Annotated in this window: 20 protein-coding genes; 3 read left to right on the plus strand and 17 right to left on the minus strand. The window is 41.8% G+C overall.

What is annotated here, in order from left to right; translation table 11 throughout:
• Nucleotides 1-179 precede the first annotated feature (179 nt).
• From DP117_RS17775 to kdpA, 5 genes are all read right to left on the minus strand, one after another.
• On the minus strand, nt 180-551 hold the full coding sequence (locus DP117_RS17775) for a DUF456 domain-containing protein (protein ID WP_169219614.1): 372 nt from the start codon (nt 549-551) through the stop codon (nt 180-182).
• A 277-nt stretch (nt 552-828) separates the two neighbouring features.
• Nucleotides 829-1,473: a K(+)-transporting ATPase subunit C gene (gene kdpC, locus DP117_RS17780; protein WP_169219615.1), complete on the minus strand. Its 645-nt coding sequence runs from the start codon at nt 1,471-1,473 to the stop codon at nt 829-831.
• Nucleotides 1,473-1,754, minus strand: coding sequence for a potassium-transporting ATPase subunit F (locus DP117_RS17785; protein WP_211176174.1), 282 nt, complete (start codon nt 1,752-1,754; stop codon nt 1,473-1,475). The genes kdpC and DP117_RS17785 overlap by 1 nt, the downstream gene beginning before the upstream one ends.
• Before the next feature lie 284 nt (nt 1,755-2,038).
• Complete coding sequence (kdpB, locus tag DP117_RS17790) at nt 2,039-4,192, minus strand: potassium-transporting ATPase subunit KdpB (protein ID WP_169219616.1); 2,154 nt, start codon at nt 4,190-4,192, stop codon at nt 2,039-2,041.
• Nucleotides 4,193-4,289: 97 nt separating this feature from the next.
• Nucleotides 4,290-6,035 (minus strand): potassium-transporting ATPase subunit KdpA, encoded by a 1,746-nt coding sequence (kdpA, locus tag DP117_RS17795; protein WP_169219617.1) that lies wholly within the window; start codon nt 6,033-6,035, stop codon nt 4,290-4,292.
• A gap of 749 nt (nt 6,036-6,784) precedes the next feature.
• On the opposite strand from kdpA, the gene DP117_RS17800 reads away from it, so the two are divergent.
• Together DP117_RS17800 and DP117_RS17805 are read left to right on the plus strand one after the other, a co-directional pair.
• The gene (locus DP117_RS17800) at nt 6,785-7,927 is read left to right on the plus strand and encodes a HAMP domain-containing sensor histidine kinase (RefSeq protein ID WP_169219618.1); all 1,143 of its coding nucleotides are present in this window, start codon (nt 6,785-6,787) and stop codon (nt 7,925-7,927) included.
• 332 nt (nt 7,928-8,259) lie between these two features.
• Nucleotides 8,260-8,946, plus strand: a complete 687-nt coding sequence (locus DP117_RS17805; RefSeq protein WP_169219619.1) for a response regulator transcription factor — start codon at nt 8,260-8,262, stop codon at nt 8,944-8,946.
• Between the two features lie 39 nt (nt 8,947-8,985).
• Here the strand turns inward: DP117_RS17805 and DP117_RS17810 are convergent, their stop codons facing one another.
• The 12 genes from DP117_RS17810 to DP117_RS17865 form a co-directional block, all read right to left on the minus strand.
• Nucleotides 8,986-9,471 (minus strand): hypothetical protein, encoded by a 486-nt coding sequence (locus tag DP117_RS17810; RefSeq protein WP_169219620.1) that lies wholly within the window; start codon nt 9,469-9,471, stop codon nt 8,986-8,988.
• A gap of 98 nt (nt 9,472-9,569) precedes the next feature.
• Complete coding sequence (locus DP117_RS17815; RefSeq protein WP_169219621.1) at nt 9,570-10,613, minus strand: glucokinase; 1,044 nt, start codon at nt 10,611-10,613, stop codon at nt 9,570-9,572.
• Nucleotides 10,614-10,624: 11 nt separating this feature from the next.
• Nucleotides 10,625-11,272 (minus strand): histidine phosphatase family protein, encoded by a 648-nt coding sequence (locus DP117_RS17820; protein WP_169219622.1) that lies wholly within the window; start codon nt 11,270-11,272, stop codon nt 10,625-10,627.
• 271 nt (nt 11,273-11,543) lie between these two features.
• The gene (locus DP117_RS17825; RefSeq protein WP_211176175.1) at nt 11,544-11,828 is read right to left on the minus strand and encodes a hypothetical protein; all 285 of its coding nucleotides are present in this window, start codon (nt 11,826-11,828) and stop codon (nt 11,544-11,546) included.
• A gap of 51 nt (nt 11,829-11,879) precedes the next feature.
• Nucleotides 11,880-12,443, minus strand: a complete 564-nt coding sequence (locus DP117_RS17830; protein WP_169219623.1) for a Uma2 family endonuclease — start codon at nt 12,441-12,443, stop codon at nt 11,880-11,882.
• A 40-nt stretch (nt 12,444-12,483) separates the two neighbouring features.
• A complete protein-coding gene (locus DP117_RS17835) occupies nt 12,484-13,224 on the minus strand; it encodes an ABC transporter ATP-binding protein (RefSeq protein ID WP_169219624.1) in 741 nt (246 codons plus the stop codon).
• 240 nt (nt 13,225-13,464) lie between these two features.
• Nucleotides 13,465-14,262, minus strand: a complete 798-nt coding sequence (locus DP117_RS17840) for an ABC transporter ATP-binding protein (RefSeq protein WP_169219625.1) — start codon at nt 14,260-14,262, stop codon at nt 13,465-13,467.
• A gap of 5 nt (nt 14,263-14,267) precedes the next feature.
• Nucleotides 14,268-15,206 (minus strand): branched-chain amino acid ABC transporter permease, encoded by a 939-nt coding sequence (locus DP117_RS17845; protein WP_169219626.1) that lies wholly within the window; start codon nt 15,204-15,206, stop codon nt 14,268-14,270.
• 41 nt (nt 15,207-15,247) lie between these two features.
• The gene (locus tag DP117_RS17850; protein ID WP_169219627.1) at nt 15,248-15,511 is read right to left on the minus strand and encodes a hypothetical protein; all 264 of its coding nucleotides are present in this window, start codon (nt 15,509-15,511) and stop codon (nt 15,248-15,250) included.
• Nucleotides 15,508-15,738 carry a hypothetical protein gene (locus tag DP117_RS17855; protein WP_169219628.1) on the minus strand — a complete coding sequence of 77 codons (231 nt, stop codon included), beginning with the start codon at nt 15,736-15,738 and terminating at the stop codon, nt 15,508-15,510. Before DP117_RS17855 ends, DP117_RS17850 begins: the two co-directional genes overlap by 4 nt.
• Before the next feature lie 18 nt (nt 15,739-15,756).
• The gene (locus tag DP117_RS17860; RefSeq protein WP_169219629.1) at nt 15,757-16,704 is read right to left on the minus strand and encodes a branched-chain amino acid ABC transporter permease; all 948 of its coding nucleotides are present in this window, start codon (nt 16,702-16,704) and stop codon (nt 15,757-15,759) included.
• Nucleotides 16,705-16,711: 7 nt separating this feature from the next.
• On the minus strand, nt 16,712-17,959 hold the full coding sequence (locus DP117_RS17865; protein ID WP_169219630.1) for an ABC transporter substrate-binding protein: 1,248 nt from the start codon (nt 17,957-17,959) through the stop codon (nt 16,712-16,714).
• Between the two features lie 382 nt (nt 17,960-18,341).
• Here DP117_RS17865 and rsmG point away from each other — a divergent pair, with 382 nt between their 5' ends.
• Nucleotides 18,342-19,124 (plus strand): 16S rRNA (guanine(527)-N(7))-methyltransferase RsmG, encoded by a 783-nt coding sequence (gene rsmG, locus DP117_RS17870; protein WP_169219631.1) that lies wholly within the window; start codon nt 18,342-18,344, stop codon nt 19,122-19,124.
• Nucleotides 19,125-19,197: the final 73 nt, after the last annotated feature.

Consider the following 19,197-nt stretch of genomic DNA (forward strand, 5'->3'; position numbering starts at 1 on the left):
ATATTTTCTCTAATTTTGAGGAGGTAACACTCAAGTGTGATTGAACTTCTCAAGCAAGACAAGCGAACTTAGCTAAGTAAAAGGGCTATCAGCAATCACTATTGAGAACCTCCATTATTTCCTACTTTTTATTTTATCAGCGAATTGCACAAGAGCGTTACTAGTACGGAGATTTTGCCTTAGGGCTTCATTTTCCATATCTTTTCTAAAATCTCAATCTGTTTTTTTCTTTGAGAATGAATCATCTCGTCATCCTCATATTTTCTCTCCCGTGTCTTTTTTAAGGTTTCAATTTCTTGGAGGATTTCCGCTGTTTTTTTAGCACGTTTATGCTTATATTTTCTGTACTGAATCAAACATCCTAAGAAAAAACCAATAAACACGAAAATCAGGAAAAAACCGACAAGAAAACTTATATTCTCATCGGCTTGCCTATTTATATGTGATTGACTAGACTGAGTTGTCTGGGAAATGCTTGCAACTAAAAGAGATTGCATATTCTTAGCAGAGAGTATGCACATGATTTGCATATCAGTGTTAACAGAACTCATCTCAGTTTTGTCCTCAAGTTTTCTACTTTCGGTGGTAGTAGAAGTCAGGTGTGATTGAGTTTCTAAAATCAGGCAAGCAAGAGTACACAAGGCAACAGAGTTAGGATTAAGCAATTCAAAATGGACCGGAGGCGGAGCGGCTCCGGCTCCGCTGCGTCCCGCTGCGCTAACAATCGGGGACTGCGTTCTTGCACTCTACGAAAATTCATAAGGTACGGCATCAAGAAAATTAATGTTAGCGTAGCGTACCGTAGGGAGCGAATGCGTGAATTGTTTACTAACTTGCAGGTTTTAATGCATCCAAAGCCAGATTCAGCTTAAAGACGTTAATTCCTGGCTCACCAAAGATACCAAGAAAACGACCATCAGTGTTTTGCTGAATCAGGGTTTCCAACTGATTAGGCTGAAGTTCTCGTGTCTTTGCCACTCGTGCAATTTGTGCTTTAGCAGCTTCTGGAGTAATGTGAGGGTCAAGGCTGGAACCAGAGGTGTAAACCAAATCAGCAGTAGGCAGCACACCCGCACTTTTAAGACGATTCAAATCACCTTCAATGCGCTTGCTTGGATTGGGGTCATTTTTACCTTTAATACGTTCCAGCAACGCCGGATTACTAGGAGCTAAATTACTAGCTCCCGACACCCCTGTTTTCAAGATTTCCGCATCATCTTTTTTTGGATCTGCGGTGCTGTAGCTGGTAGTGCTGGGGCGACTATTGAAGTAGCGATCAGAAGTAAAAGGTTGACCAATCAAGGCAGAACCAACAACATTACCCTGAGCATTTTTAATCAGACTACCATTTGCTTGAGACGGAAATAAAATCTGTCCAAAAGCAATCATTACAAAAGGATAAATTATAGCTGTAATGACCCAAAGTACGATAGTAGAACGAACAGCTCTACTTGCATCACGTGCAAAACTCATCAGAATCTCTCCGGTACAAACATCACAAAAAAGAGATAGACAGAAAGACCAACAGTCACTATTCCTAATAATCCTAATGCCCAAGATTGAGTGTGAGATAATTTTTGGTCAGCAGCTAAGACAAGAGGCGAAACCACTAGGTTAAAGCACATCGCCAGGAACAGATATAGTGGTAGCTTTTGTCTACGCCAAGCAGACCAAATTTCAGTCACTTCTTCAAGTACATTCATCCAGATTTTGGGTGTAAGGATAGTAGGTTGTACGCGACGAACAAGTTTCATGGTAGTTATTTGTTGTTAGTTTGTTGTTATATACAGCCTTCCTAAATAGGATGTGAACACCCTCCTCGCCTTCTCTTTCTTTTCTTTGCGCCCTTTGCGCCCTTTGCGGTTCGTTTTTTTGTTCACGACTTATCTAGGATTGCTCTAGCAGTCATAAATCAGTGAAAAATTAGAAACCCGGTTTCTGGACTCCAGCAATTTATGCGCTGCGCGCAGGCACTTTCACACAACTCATATACGATTGCCATAGTAGTATGAAAGGCTAATTGCTACCTACTGACTGCTTATGATAACGGCAAAATAATATCGATGAGTTTGATAGCAATAAACGGAGCAATAATCCCACCAACACCATAAATAAGGATGTTGCGTCTAAGCAATTGATCTGCGGTTAGAGGACGGAACTTTACTCCTTTTAGTGCTAAAGGAATAAGTACCGGGATAATCAAAGCGTTGTAAATCAAAGCCGAGACAATAGCAGATTGAGCACTTTTTAACCCCATAATGTTGAGTGCGCCAATTCCAGCAGCGGCAAAGATAGTAGGAATAATGGCAAAATACTTAGCGATATCATTAGCAACAGAGAATGTTGTCAATGCTCCACGAGTGATAAGCAATTGTTTTCCAATTGTCACCAAGTCAATCAGCTTAGTAGGATCAGAATCCAAATCCACCATATTGGCGGCTTCTTTAGCAGCTTGCGTACCAGAGTTCATCGCCAAACCGACATTTGCTTGAGCTAAGGCTGGTGCGTCGTTGGTACCATCCCCAGTCATTGCTACCAACTTACCCTGAGATTGTTCAGAGCGAATCACCTCAATCTTGTCTTCTGGGGTAGCTTCCGCGATAAAATCATCCACACCTGCCTCTTGAGCAATGACTGAAGCTGTAATCCGGTTGTCACCTGTGAGCATGATAGTCTTAACTCCCATGCGGCGCAGTTGATCAAACCGTTCCCGTAAACCTGGTTTAACAACATCTTTGAGGTAGATAACGCCATATATCTCGTTGTCGGAACAAACAGCTAATGGTGTACCTCCTAACCGAGAAACTCGTTCATAGGCGGCGTCTAGTTCACTGGGAACTTTGCCATTACGAGAACGCACAAATCCTTTAATCGCGTCCACAGCTCCCTTGCGGACTTGTTTTCCATTAGGAAAATCGGTTCCACTCATGCGGGTTTTGGCGGAAAACTCCACACCTTCTGCTTTACTGGTGTCGAAGTCTACCCTTACTTGCTGCCTTTCTGCCAGTCCCACAATTGACTTGCCTTCAGGCGTATCATCGAAAACACTAGCAGCAAAGGACATCCGTGCAACATCTTCGACAGAATGACCATTTACAGGAATAAACTCATCAGCCATACGGTTACCTAAAGTGATAGTACCTGTTTTATCCAACACCAGGGAGTTGATATCACCACAAGCTTCTACCGCTCGTCCAGAAGTAGCTATCACATTAAACTGAGCAACTCTATCCATCCCAGCGATACCAATAGCACTGAGCAAACCACCAATTGTGGTAGGAATTAACGCAACCAGCAGCGAAATCAGGATGGCAATACTTGCACCCGCGCGTAAACTGTTTCCTGCTTCTGCTCCGTAGATAGTGCTGATAAAGTTAGCGATGTAGCCAGCGAACGGCGGAATCGTTGAGACTACAATTAGGAAGACTTGCGTCAGGACTGCGAGCAGTACTGTTAACGCAATTTCGTTAGGAGTTTTACTACGTTCCGCTCCTTCTACTAAAGAAATCATACGATCAATAAAGCCCTGACCAGGATCAGCAGTAATCCGAATAGTCAACTCGTCAGATAACAGCCGTGTCCCTCCCGTTACTGAACTGGCAATATCTGTACCAGGTTGCTTCAAAACAGGAGCAGATTCTCCAGTAATCGCAGACTCATCCACAGAGCCAATGCCTTGAGTCACTTCTCCATCAGCAGGAATCATGTCACCTGCAACCACTTTGACAATATCACCTCGTCGCAGCTGTGTAGAATTAATTTCCTCAATCGAACCATCAGCTTTAATTTTACGGGCAACGGTATCTGAGCGCGTTGAGCGAAGCGAATCTGCTTGTGCTTTTCCACGTCCTTCAGCAACGGCTTCTGCAAAATTCGCAAACACAACTGTGAAAAATAAAATTAAGGTAATCAACCCATTTAACAAGCGTTGCTGGTTAACATCTGCCTGTACTGTGCCAAATAAATTAGGGTCAACAGTTACTAAGAAAGTGACGATTGTCCCCACCCAAACGACAAACATCACTGGATTTCTAACGGCAATTCTTGGGTTGAGCTTGACAAATGACTCTTTAATCGCTCTCTGGTAAAGTCCCCGCATGTCTGCCTTGGGGGTATGCCTCCGTGAGTCACGAGCTCCACTGGGAACACGAGGCGAACGGGAAGAAGAGGATTGCTCAGTAGTGGTTCGCATATATTAATCAGTTATCAGTTATCAAGTATCAGTTATCAGTTGTCAGGTATTAGTTATCAGTTTTTGCTGTTTACTGATAAGTGTTCACTGATGACTGTTAGCCAATACCTTTGGCAATTTGGAAGGCTTCGCCAATTGGTCCCAAAGCTAGTACCGGGAAGAAAGTCAGTGCGCCTAAAATTAAAATCACACCTGCGGTGACGCCGGTAAATAATCCGGTATCGGTTCGTAATGTACCAGTTGTGAAGGGAACTGTTTGCTTGCGGGACATACTGTCTGCTAGTAGCAATAAACCTGTGATTGGGATGTACCGTCCTGCTATGAGACTGAAACAGGTGCTCAAGTTCCACCACAAAGCTGTTACAGTTGTTTTTGCACCAGTTGCGATCGCTATCGGAGATGGCTGTGAATCACCTAACCCTTCAAACCCAGAGCCGTTGTTAGCAGCAGCTGAGGCATATTCATAGATAACCTGAGAAAATCCGTGGAAGCCTGGATTGCTAATCCCTGCGAGTTGGTCGGGAAATGCCAAAGCAATCCCCGCTGGAATTAAAATAGCGATTGGGTGAACCAGCAAAATCAAGAAACTGGCAAGTACAACCTCACGCTTTTCAATCTTGCGTCCCAAAAATTCCGGTGTGCGTCCTACCATCAGACCTGTGACAAATACTGCCAAAATCAGGTAAGCAAATAAATAAGCTGTTCCTGTTCCTTGTCCACCAAAGACAATTTGAAAGAACATATTAGAAAGAGTTACGAAACCACCATTAGGCATAAATGAATCGTGCAAGCTATTGACGGCTCCGCACATAGTCGCAGTTGTAATCACAGCATATAAGGCAGATTGTGCCCAACCAAACCGGACTTCTTTTCCTTCTAAGTTTGGCTGCTCGCTTCCTAAAAGCGTGTTGATGGCAGGATTTCCGTTGTATTCTCCAATTGCTGTTACAATAATGAAGCCTATTAAAATGGCAAACGGAATGCAATAGACTAACCATGCTTGCTTGATGTTATTGGCAAAAATGCCATAGGTGTAAATCAGCGAGGTGGGTATTGAAAGAATTGCGACAAGTTGAATCAGATTAGTTAAGCCACTTGGATTTTCAAATGGATGTGCTGAATTGATGGCGAAGAAGCCGCCGCCGTTCTCGCCTAGTTCCTTGATGATTTCATAGTGAGCAACGGGACCACGAGCGATCGCCTGAGAGATACTAGGATTTTCTAATGTCGGAACCACCACAGGACCTCCCAGAGTTTCTGGAACACCAGCCACAATCAGAACAATTGCCCCTACAATGCTGATAGGCAGCAAAATCCGCGTGATTGCTCGAATCAAGTCTACGTAAAAGTTGCCCAACGATCTACCAGTTAACCCGCGAATAAAGGCGATCGCCACCACTATACCTGTTGCAGCCGAGGTGAACATATGATAACCCAGCCCCCACATTTGGCTAGCGTAGCTCATATAAGTTTCACCGCTATAGTGCTGTTGGTTGGTATTGGTGATGAAGGAAATTGTCGTGTGCAAAGCTGTGTCCCAAGTTGGGGCACCTATCTTAGTAGGATTAAGAGGCAACCATCCCTGATTTAGAATGATGAAAAAAATCAGCAACCCCATCACGATATTGCTGTACACAATTGCTCGCGCATATTGCCAGCCTGTCATGTCTTCTTTTCCCGAAACACCAATTAAGGAGTAAAGTACTCGCTCTATTCGGTTCAAAATTGGGTCAAGAAAAGTCTGCTGCTCCTGAAACACACGCGCCATGTATCGCCCAAAAAATGGAGTTATTGCTACCACAATCAGTAGCGTTAATGCTATTTGAATCCATCCTTGTATCATGAGCTTAATTTAACTCCGATATGAAGCAAATTGAATTCTATTTAAATGGTTTGAAATTCGGAATCCAAAAAATATACAGCAGAATTCAGCAAGTCCTGATTCAGAAGCGTTCCCCCTGCTTACTCCGGAACTGCAGTAAGAAGTAAAAAGAACTGTATGTCTGGCTTTTAGCTCTCAGCAATGTACTTGACACACAAAACTTTGTGCTGTAAGTGTATGAACATCCTTTCCTTGCAAATAGTTTCTGGAATGTTTTGGAAATTGAGCAGACTCAAAGGCAAAGCCATAGAATGACCGAATTAGTTATCAGTTATCAGTTATCAGTTATCAGTTATCACTGTTCATTGTGTACTGTTTACTGTGTACTGTGTACTGTTAATACCAAATATAAATAGAGCCGCTGTTATAGCCGCTCTTTTATGATATGCTCAGGCTGAATTGAGCTTCAATTCAGCCACTTTGGAAAATTTTTATACATATTTTACCTTACGTTTTTGCCTTACTTTTAGGCGTTTATTTAACTTTTTATTATCAGACTTTTCTGAAGAAAATACAAGGTATAAATTGTCTTTTCTGAATTTTATATGTCAGAGGATATATTTTGATAACTAAGAACGTTTAGTGAGTTTAGAGGATATATATATCTCTAAATATATATGCAAAATAAACAGCTATTTGGACTCAAAGTTAACTAGCTTTTGGAGGAATTGTTATATAATAGATAAACTCAGTATTTATTCAGTTTCCAGATGTTACCACTCAAACTGACTACCCTTAAGAGTAACCCATGTTTGAGAACATTCTGGTTAATAGTAGGATTTTTTACAGTTGTCGTACTGTTGGAGTTCTCTAGTCCACCAGACTACGTGTTTGGTTACCTTTATATCGGTCCCATTTTGTTAGCAAATCCTCGTTTGAGTCGAGTAGCAACAGTGCAAGTGACTGCATGTGCTTGTTTTCTAACGATTCTAAACATCTGGGTTCCAGAGTTTCAGGCAGTTAGGGCTTCTACAATAGCCAGCCGATTAATAGCCATTTTAGCAATGGTTGTGACAGGTGTTCTGTGCGATCGCAATCGCGTCTACCAAGAAGTTCTTTTGCAACAACAAGCAAGGCTTCATGCACACCAAAAACTCGCCAGCGTGCGTGAAGACTTCGCTTCTACTCTCACCCATGATTTAAAAACTCCTTTGTTAGGAGCAATTGAAACCTTACAAGCTTTTCAAAGAGAAAATTTTGGTTCTGTTGTTCCTGCCCAGAAAAAAGTTTTAGCGACTATGATTAAGAGTCATCAAACGAGTTTACAAATAGTAGAAACGCTCTTGGATGTTTATCGCAATGATATAGAGGGGTTAAAGCTACAGTTAGCACCTGTTGATCTGGTTGAAGTTGCTCGTGATGTCGCTCTTGAGTTAACCGAATTAGCTTCCAATCGTCGCGTCTACATTTGTTTTAACTATGGTGAATCAGACTTTCGTAAGTTTATGTGGGTTTATGGTGATGCTTTTCAACTCAAACGAGTTTTTGCCAATCTTTTGACTAATGCTATTAATCATTCTCCTCGAGGTGGTAAAGTAGAAGTTGTGTTGGAACCAGGTTCCTCCTATCAAACTGCCAAAGTTATGGATGCTGGAGCAGGAATTAGATCCGAAGAACTGCCACACTTATTTGAGCGATTTTATCAGGGACACAGCGATCGCCAAGCAAAAGGCTCTGGATTAGGACTTTACCTATCTCGCCAAATTATTGAAGCGCATGGCGGTATAATTTGGGCAGAGAATAAACCACTCGCTCCCGATGCTGCATCTGATGCTCTTGGTGGAGCTATCTTTGGGTTTAAACTACCCGTTTACTGCTCCGAAAAACCTATGCAGAACTCGGCATACGCCTAGGTAAATCTGTACAAAGTCGGAGCATGCAGACTAAGACTCTAAAAGTCTACGATTTTTGAGTCATGACACCTACAAGTGAACGCCAGCTTGTAGCCACCGAAGTTTGTTACGGAGGGAAACCCTCCTGACAACTTCTCACTGTCGAGAACGATTAAGTAATCAGCAAACAGGTTTATAGCTGTAGTGTCGTTTTCGTGACAAGCTCTCAAATCATTGTCGAGGCAAACATTACCCGTAAGGGTTGGCAGAGTATGCCGCATGTATCTAGGCAGAATTGTAATTCTGCTTAGATATATCCATAAATTAAGTTACAGTTCCTCACCCCTTACCAGATGCCCGATTGTAATCTAAAAATTCTCTTAGTAGAGGATGACGAACTCTTCCGCTTAGGGTTACGTGTGCGCTTACAACAAGAACCAGGGTTAGAGATAGTCGCAGAAGCGGAAGATGGAGAAACAGCAGTGGAGTTAGTCAACCGCCATCAGCTTGATATTGTACTGTTAGATGTGGGTTTACCTGGAATTGGGGGAATTGAGGCGTGTCGTCAAATTAAACAGCAATATCCGAGTCTACCAATATTAGTTCTGACTTCCCATTCACAACAATCCATGATTGGGCGATTGATTGAAGTGGGTGCTCAAGGTTATTGTCTCAAAGGAATTGCAGTTGAAAAATTGGTGTTAGCACTTCGTTCTGTGGCTGCTGGTGCATCCTGGTGGGATGAAACTGCGACAAAAGAAATTCGTTCCACCTTTGCTGCGAATTCTATCCAGCCTCAGAGTACAAACCACTCCACACAATCCAATCCTCTAACTCAACGGGAACAGGAAATTCTATCGCTGTTGACTTCTGGTAAAACTAATCAACAAATTGCCGAGACATTACACATTTCACCGGGAACGGTTAGGGTTCATGTCCATGCAATTTTGAACAAGTTAGGAGTCAGCGATCGCACTCAAGCTGTGATTGTTGCTATACAAAAACGGTTGATCAAAAGTAATTTAATATTAGAAGAGTGAAGCAGCACAAAGTACTGCTGTTATTATTGTTTTGTTGACTCAACCAATTCCATCTTTCATTGATGATATTGGTTGCTCGATCTTGTTGTCAGCTGTTAACCAATAACCGGCGATGGCGATCGCAATTGCTACAGCACCAATTGCGACATTTGGATAAATTGTAATTCCACCCAATTCTGGTTCACGAATATTGCCGAGAACCGGATCGTTTAGAAACCCGTAGGAAGTCCCAGGCCAAAATCCTGCTGCGATCAGTCCAATCCAGAAAGCGGAACCGAGAAATGCTGCAAGACCCATTGAAAAGCGATCGCTTACCGGACGAACCTTTAAAATCGCTAATGCGGCACTTCCTAACGAGATAGCAGCAAAAAACGACATAGCGCAATGCAGCTTAGCGTGGGGTAGCCACGCAGGATTGTTCATGTGACCGTTTCCCAGCAAGACTGCATCGACACCTATCGGAATGATAATTGTAGAAAGCGCGGCAGTTGTGAGAAGCCATTTGGCGACTTGTTCTCGACGCATGTTGATTTCCTTCGCTTCACCAAATATTAAAACATAATTTGATCACAACACATCCACATTATTGTTGCTTAAGATATTGAGCGTACTAATTTGAGCCTTCACTGAATGGTATTGGGTGATAACCTTGTAGCACAAATCGCAGCACCTATGAGTCCCACTTCCTGATTGAGAATAACATACACAGGTATATCTTCAAGAAGAGGACGCATTCTGCCTTTTTGGGTGAAATTGAGCATGAATCTGTCTTGTTGAATTAAAGGCAGTATTTTAGGGGCAATTCCACCAGCTATGTATAAACCACCGTAAGGGAGAAGTTTGAGTGCAAGATTACCTGCTTCTGCACCGTAAACTTCTACAAACAATTGCATCGTTTGTTCCGAAAGGCGATCGCTTTTCTCTAGTGCAGCTTTTCCAATCACAGCACCTGGATCTACACTTTTTTCTTGCCTTCCTGCTTCTTGTTCCCAGATTCTCACGATTTGGGCAATTTCTGGTGATTCAGCAGCAATTTTGCGGTCGCGTAGAAACTGGTAAATTGCGACAACTCCCATACCAGAAACCACGCGTTCCACAGAAACCCGTTGGATATCGTGCTTATCTAGCAGGTACTTTAACAGCTGAAACTCTAACTCAGTCCGGGGTGCAAAATCAGTGTGTCCACCTTCTGAAGGGAAGATTTGATAGCTATCTCCTTGCTTGATTAAAAATCCTTGTCCTAATCCAGTACCAGCCCCAATAATCGCAATCGGGGATTCAACATTGAGTTTGCCAGGTTGCAAAGTCAGCACATCTTGCTTATCTAGCCCCAAAATGCCGTAGCCAACAGCGGTAAAGTCGTTAATCAGAGAAACTTGGGATATACCTAGTTCCTGTTGTAGACGTTCAGCGTCAAGGAACCAAACTAAATTGGTCAGCTTAGCAGTATGATTTACCACAGGTCCTGCAATGGCAAAACAGGCTTTTTGTGGAGTTGGTGTGTTAGCTTTCAGCAAAAACTGCTGTACTATCGGTACCAAATCGAGAAAATCCCCACTTCGGTACCGTTCCTCATAGATAGTGCGTAATAAAGGCTTTTCTGATGCCTCAACCAGTCGTAAGATGGTTTTCGTGCCGCCTATGTCTCCTGCCAATAGTAATGTCATGTGAGTTCTTGTTAATTAAACCGAATGACTTCTTCTACTTGAGTTAAATGGGAGGTATCTCCCTTGAGTTCAAGTAACCACTCTGGGTGTTGACGTACAACTTTTACTAAGCTACATAGGGAAGCCTTCACTTCCGTTCTGGCAATTTCACCTACTAATCCTATTGTCGCTCCTAATACAGATGCACCGTGTCCCACTAAAAGAATATCCTCTGGGGAGAATTCTGTTGTTAGACATCTAGCAGTTTGTCCCGAACGTTGCTGCATTTGTTCATAAGTTTCTGGATAATTGACTGCGATGCGTGGAGTGTAGCTGGTGTCAATTCTGGGGAATAATTCTGCTAATGCGAAGGTTGAGAGTCGCTGTGGTTCTTCTGTCATCCAAACGGGGTTAAGCCATTCGCTTAAACCTATTTCTAGTTTTATTGGCAAATCAAGAACTTCTGCAACTGCGTTTGCTGTTTGCACCGTTCTCAGGAAGGGAGAAGCGAAAATATGAGCAATATTTTCTCCCTTAAGACGGTTGGCTAACTGCTGCGCCTGCACCATACCATCTTCAGAAAGCGGTGGATCGTAGCGTCGTTCTGCTGTGAGAAACCATTCAGGGTTGACAAAATCGAGGCGGTTGGCGTGTCTTGCGATCCAAACTATTTGATTCATAGTACGATTTGATACTTTAATTTTGCAAGCTAAAGCCTGTGGCTCTACGTATGCACCCCATCAGCGTAGGCTGTTAGTTAAATAATATTACAGAGTGTGTAACTATTTGTAATAGGATAATTTATAGAACTTACGCACTATCTGCTGCCAAACCGGTTTCTTCGTTTGTATTTGGTTGCGAAACAGAGATTTTTGGTAGAAACCGAGTTTGTTTGCCTAAGACGCAACGGTTCTGACAAAACATTAGTATCAAGCAGAAAACGGATGGTACTCAAAAAATGACCTCTGTTCCAGGTGAGTTATCACGAACGTCCTTAAACACCTCATCCGGATTAATGTTAGCCTCCTCAACATTATATTCTTGCCGGAATCGCTCTAATGCATGACCAAAACCTAGCTTTTCACGCAACAGAATATGATCTTCTGTTGCTGAGAGAATCACCGCTACCCGCTCTCCTTGTCGGATAAGTTGCATAGGAATTCCTTGTTCAACATCTTGAATGATTTGTTCAAGATGCTCCAAGACTTGTTCAATAGAATATTGATGAGCCATCATCAAGTCACCTTAATTTAACCTCTCGAATCTTAATTAGAATATGTTATTAACTTACAGTTTCAACCATCCAAATAACTCCTCTACACTCAATTGAAAATCGCTTACTAAACGAGGGACTGGTAATATTTCTTGTTCTTTCTGTAAAATTTGTGGCTGTTGTTTAGGTGGATAAACTAACACTGCTTGCTCATCTGGATCAATTAGCCAACCTAAGCGACTACCATGCTCAAGGCAGTGTAATATATTACTTGTTACTTTCGTCTGGCTTTGGTCTGGAGAAAGAATTTCTATTGTCCAATCTGGAGCAGCTTCAAAAACATTCGCTACATCTCCACGGTTATCTAAGGGAATTCGCTCCCAAGAAAACACAGCCACATCTGGTATAATCGAACGTCTACCAAAAGTACACCGCAACTCTGGGAAAGCAAGAGCAATTTTCTGAGGCTTTGTGATAGCATTTATGGCGCTAACTAGTTCACCTTGAATGATACTATGCTTTCCTTGTGGCATCGGTTTTTGAATAATTTGACCATTAATATATTCACTTGCTGGCTTAGTTTCTGGCTGTTTAAGAAACTCCTCCAGAGTTAAGGTTTTGCTTGGTAACTGTACCATCTACGATGCCTCCCAAGTCTCTACTGAAACAATAACTTTATCATCCTAAATAAGCTTTTTTCACTCGTTCATCACTCATCAATTTCGATGCTTCACCTGATAGGGTAATACAACCAGCTTCTAATACATAACCACGGTCTGCAATTTGCAGGGCAAGGTTAGCGTTTTGTTCAACTAGAACGATAGTAACGCCTGTCGCACGTAGATTCTGAATAATACTGAAAATCTCACGAACAATTGTAGGTGCTAAACCTAAACTAGGCTCATCTAAAAGCAAAAGTTTCGGTCTACTCATTAAAGCACGAGCTATAGCTAACATTTGCTGTTCACCACCACTGAGGGTTCCTGCAAGTTGATTGCGTCTTTGTGCTAAACGTGGGAACCTCTCAAATTGGTGCTGAATATCATTTCTGATTTCTGTTTGATTAGAGCGAATATAAGCACCCAATAGTAAATTATCTAAAACAGTTTGCCGAGCTAATACTCTTCTTCCCTCAGGACAGTGGGCAATACCTAATTGTACAACTTCATGAGATTGGCGGCGCGTAATATTGCGTCCATTGTACATAATTTTGCCATGACGAGGATTAATGATTTTGGAGATAGCTCGCAGAGTCGTTGTTTTGCCTGCACCATTAGCACCTATTAGGGTAACAACCTCACCATTGTTCACAAATAAATTAATATTTTGTAGAGCTTCGATACCTCCGTAGTTAACACAAAGGTCTTTAATTTCTAAAATTTGAAAATCCTGTTTATTATTTAATATATCTGTGTTCATCTGTGTGCATCTGTGGTTATCAGTTATCAGTTATCAGTTATCAGTTATCAGTTACCAGTTACCAGTTTGAAGAAGTATTCAGTATTGCTGAATCCAGAATTCAGAATAGAAGAATCAATTAACTCTTTTATTCTGACCGGAGGCGGAGCTTTCCTTGCTCCGCTCCTGACTCCTGACTCCTGACTCCTTCACTGTGTACTGTTCACTGCTCACTGTTCCTTGTTCACTGATTGAATATTCTTAATCGTTACCTAAATATGCTTCAACAACAGCTGGATCATTTCTGACAATAGATGGTTCTCCCAAAGCAATCAACTGACCAAAATCTAAGACAGCAATACGGTCACATAAACCCATAACCAAGGGGACATGATGCTCAATAAGAATTATCGTCAAGTTGTATTGGTCACGAAGGTTACGGATAAATTTACTCAGTTGTTGCTTTTCACTGGGATTCATACCCGCAGCCGGTTCATCTAATAGTAAAATTTGCGGTTCTAAAGCAAGAGCACGAGCAATTTCTAGTCGTCTCTGGTCGCCATAGGAGAAGTTTTTAGCTTTTTCATGGATACGTTCACCCAAACCGATAAGTTCTAGTAATTCTAATGCTTTTTGTCTACTGTTTTGTTCTTCTCTAGGAGCAGGAGGTAGTCCTAAGATACCTTTTATTATGTTATTATTAATATGGCTGTGACGCGCTATAATCACATTTTCTAACGCGGATAAATCAGCAAATAAACGAAGATTTTGGAATGTCCGGGCAATACCCAATCTTGCAATATTATGAGAATGTAATTGGGAAATATCGGTACCTTGATAAAGCAATTGCCCACTAGAAGGTGTGATGAAGCCTGTCATCAAATTAAACAGAGTTGTCTTACCAGCACCGTTGGGACCAATTAATCCAAAGATTTCATACTGTGTGATTGTAAAAGAGACATCATTTACCGCCACTAACCCCCCAAAGCGGCGAGTGAGATTTTTAGCTTCTAAGATAGGTAATCCAAATAGATTTTTTGTGGAATGTTCCTGAATCATTTTAGTTATTTCAAGACATTTTTTTTGCGTGTTTTGCGTTTTTGAAACAAATCTGGAGTCACAAGACCTTGAGGAAAAAATATTGTCCCAATAACTATAAGTAATCCAAAGATAATTAATCGACCATCTCGCAGAAATTGCGCTAACCAAGAAGGTAAACCGCCTGTATCTGCTATTGCTCTCAAGACTTCTGGTAAAGCCGTAAATACCATACCTCCAACGACCGAACCGAGAAAAGTTCTGGAACCACCAATTAACACAAAAGTTAAGTAGATAATGCTGGCATCAAAAGTGCCTTGACGTGCATTCCAAGTGTTGAGAAAATGGGCGCTAATTGCACCAACAACTCCTGCCAGAATACATCCTAGCGTGAATGCTAAAACTTTATAGTAAGTTGGATTAATTCCCATCGCACCTGCTGCTAATTCATCCTCACGGATAGCGATGAGTGCTCTTCCGATGCGGATGCGTTCTAAACGGTAAATGAATATAATACTAAGCAGGAGCAATGGCAAGGCAATCCACAAATATTCGATTGGTGTTTGAAAAGGTTGAGGAATGCCAAAAATGCCAACAGCACCACCTGTAATATCTAAATTTAAAGATATAACTCGCAGGACTTCCACAAAAGCAATAGTGGCGATCGCCAAATAAATCCCCCGCAACCGCAACGCCGGAATTCCCACCGCTACACCTAATAAACCAGAAACAACTGCAGCAATCAACATCTCCAGCAATAATATTGGAATCGGAAATGAACCAGTTGTGGAAGCGAAAACAGTTGTGGAGAGAATTGCAGCAATATAACCACCCAAAGCGTAAAAACCAGGACTTGCCAAAGATAATTGTCCAGCCATGAGTGGTAAGTATAGCGATAGCCCCAGCAACGCCCCTAATACCATAGAGACGATAAGTGAACCGTAAGTAGCAATAAATTCAGCCATTTTAATATAGTTTTAACTCAGTGGTGTAACACACCTTTTGGTTATGAGAAAAAACTCTCATAATCATCATGATTGCCAATCCAAAACCATGTCACTGTATCACCCTCCAAAATGCCAATAGCCCGATAGCTACGAGTTATCCTTACCGACCAGATACTTTCTTTTGCATTAATACACTTAAAGTGCAAAGAGGGGTGAAAAGGATTTTTTGTCCACAAACGATAGGCTTTTCTAGCTCCGCGCTTGATGTTATCATCCAACAGATTGTATGTCGCCCAAAAAGAAGGTAAAGTGGCAGAGTTCATAACTGGTTGTAGTCCAGTGGTTTCGCTTTTCCTTCTGCAATTTCCTGTTTAGCTTTTTGCGCCGCAGCTACAAGCTGTTGTTGAGTCCTCTGAAATGATATATCCCATTGCAACTCGTCTCGTAAGTCTTCTAGATACTCTCGTAAATGTTCGACAACTTGATCTTGCACAGCTTCGGGTAATGACTCCATCATTTTAATGACAGTGGCGATTGCTGCAGATGACATAACCAAACTCTCCATTAACTAAACTTTCTGGACAAACCGACGTCCAAGTAAACCTTGAGGTCGAACTAACAACATAATAAACAAGATGCCAAAGGAAACAGCATCTTTGTAGCCTGAATATTCTCCAGGGACAAACGCCTCCACCAGTCCAATAACCAAACCTCCTAGTACTGCACCAGGAATGCTACCCAAACCACCTAATACAATGACTGATAAACCCCTCAACCCAAAACCAATCCCAAAATAAGGTCCAGCAATGCTAACACTAGAGGCGACTAAAGTTCCCGCCACTCCTGCGAGAAAACTGCTGATGAAAAATGTCAGCACAATATAGCGATCGCTGTTAATTCCTAACAAACTTGCAGTTGTTGCATCTTCTGCGATCGCCTGCATTGCTTTACCATGTTTTGTGTAATTAATAAAGCAAGTCAGCATTGCGACAATCACGACAGATATCGCAAAAATCACTATTTGAACAGTGCGAATCGGAATCGGGTTTTCTGGAGTGCCAAAATTGATAGATGGTGGTAAATCCCCGTAAGTACCTATAGGGTACGTATAACTTTCTGCCCCAACCAAGTACTGGATTAAGTTAACAATAACCACTCCAACACCCAAACTAGAGACAACGGTTAGCAAAGGATCAGAACCTCGCTGTCGCAAAGGTAGAAAAGCAATGCGTTCAATCAACACTCCAACTAACCCCGCTATACTACTACCCAAAATCAAGGCAACAGCAAACGGTAATTGTATAGGTAGCGATGCATTAGCCAGTACTCCATTACCAAAAGTACCGCTCATAAGTGCATATGTAAAATATGCACCTAAAGTAAAAACCGCACCATGAGCTAAATTAATGATGCCTAGGATAGAGTAAACCAAAGTGTATCCTAAGGCAAATATCGCGTAAACACTGCCAATCGATAATCCATTCAAGAATTTTTGCAAAAATATAGATATATCCATGTTGCCACTATTTTAGAACTACAAATTTAGTTTTCTTGCTGTCTTTATCTATTTTAATTTGGGCAACATAAAACTCTTTTTGAATGACATCGCCGACAGGTGTGAAAGCAATTTCACCCAGAGGGGTATTATACTTTCCTGTCAGAAGTTGCTTATTCAATTCTGTACGTAATTGATTGAGAGGTACTTGACTAATTTTAGACTTTTTATCTAAAGCTTTCAAAGCTTCTACATAAACCTGCACGGCAGCAAAAGCTTGACCGCTAAACTGAGGTGGCTCTTCTTGATATTGTTTTAAATATGCCGCCCGGAATTCCTTATTCACTTCTCCCGGTTGCTCAGAATTGTAAGCTTGGGCAATAATGACACCCTCGCACGCTTGCTGACAGACTGCGAAGACTTTTGCCGTATTCAAACCATTCCCCGCAACAATAACGCCTTTGTAACCAAGTTCTCGTAATTGTCGTACTAAGTTACCACCATCAGCAGCTAAGCCAGAAATGACTATCAAATCTGGTTTTAAATTAAGAGCATTCGTGGCTTGAGACTGAAAGTCAGTATCGCTTGTTTGGTACTTTTGCACTGTGACTATTTCTAGTCCTTGTTCCTTAATCGTTTTTTGAAAAATTTCTGTTTCTGACTTGCTATACACATCATTTTGAGCAAAGAAAACCGCAACTTTTTTAATATTAGGATTTTGCTTCAGTGCAGCTTTTATTGAAAGAGGCGCAACGGTAGAAACGGGTGCGGAGACACGCGCTACATAATCTCCAATTTCTGGAATTCCTTTAGCGGTATTGGATGCGCCAATCACAGGAACTTTTGCTCTTTCTGCAATCGGGTCAGCGCTAAAAGCTTGCTGTGATAAAGTAGGACCAACAATACCAACAACTTTATCTTTATTAATTAAACTTTGAAAAGCGTTAATAGCTCCTGCTTCATCACCACTAGTATCTTGAAACACCAATTTAATCGGAGTGCCATTCACACCGCCTTTATCATTAAAATATTTCTCAGCAATCTTTACCCCAGCAACTCCCTCTTGACCTAATAATGCCACGTTGCTAGTTTGTGCAAAAGCAATACCGATAGGAATAGAACCAGATGTACTTGTTGTCGATGCGGTGTTAGTTGCAGAATTTGGGGTAGAGTTAGTTCCAGGATTTGTACTACTGTTAGTGCCACCACCGCAAGCCGTTAGCAGCATAGCACAAGTCGCAAATATCGCAGTTGTAAGAGTAGTAGGTTGTTTCATGGTCGAGTGGTCTTCACAAGAAGTAAAGTATATAAAGAGGTTTACAGTTTCAGACTGTTTTTGTGCAAGCATTGTACCCATTAAAAGTACTTTTGTAAGAATTTGTATGAAATCATTTTTATTTCTCAATCAAAAGCGAAGCCTCAATTGCGCGCTGGAAGCTTCAGCCTCCCCAGTCAAAAAACTTTACTGAGAGTCAGCACCATTTTCAATCAGAGGCGGATCCTCGATTTCTTGTTCCCAGGCTGAACCTGCGAACGAATGCTGAGAGGCGGAGGCTTCCTCAGTAACAGCTAACAAACAGACAAATTATGCAATAATTTAGTTCTCTATAAACTAAAGAAAAAAACTTGGGATACAATCCAAAGCTATTTGTGCGATCGTGAACAACCTGAAATTGCCTTCTTTGCCGGACATGGCAAATATTTGGCAGGAAACTCTCCATTGGACTCCTACTGTCCAACAGCAAGCGCAATTCCAACAGCTTTACGAATTCATTCTAGAGGGTAACAGCCAGCTTAATCTCACTCGCATCACAGACCCCCAAGAGTTTTGGGAAAAGCATCTTTGGGATTCTTTGCGAGGAATTGCCACATTGCTGAAAGATGAAACAATGGGGGAAGAAATGACTTCCTCATCTCCCTTCTCTTCCTCATCCCCCTTATCTTTCATTGACATCGGTACAGGTGCGGGTTTTCCGGGAATTCCAGTCGCCATTGCTGTAGCTAATTGTACTGTTACTCTCCTTGATTCTACCCGAAAAAAGATTGCATTTCTTGAACAAACAAGAACTGCACTTAATCTAACTAACGTTAAAACTTTGACAGGCAGAGCCGAAGAAGTCGGTCAACAACGCCAGCACAGACAAACTTACGATGTTGTCCTAATTCGCGCTGTAGGGACAGCCTCTGTGTGTGCTGAATATGCCCTACCATTACTTAAGCAAGGTGGTTTAGCTGTAATCTACCGTGGCAATTGGACAGAAGAAGAAACAAAGATTCTAGAAAATGTCGTTAACCAGTTGGGTGGCGTCATTGAATTAGTTGAAAAATTTACAACTCCCTTAAGTGGAAGTATTCGTCACTGCCTTTACTTACGAAAGGTAGCAGTTACACCTGTCCACTTTCCTCGTCCTGTTGGTGTACCAACTCAAAAACCACTTTAGCAAGAGTGAAGGAGATGGGGAACTCGAGGTCCCCACTCCTTGGGGATTAGGGGCAATGGGGAGATGGGGAGAT

Origin of the sequence: Brasilonema sp. UFV-L1 (assembly GCF_012912105.1) — a bacterium.
Taxonomy (GTDB): domain Bacteria; phylum Cyanobacteriota; class Cyanobacteriia; order Cyanobacteriales; family Nostocaceae; genus Brasilonema.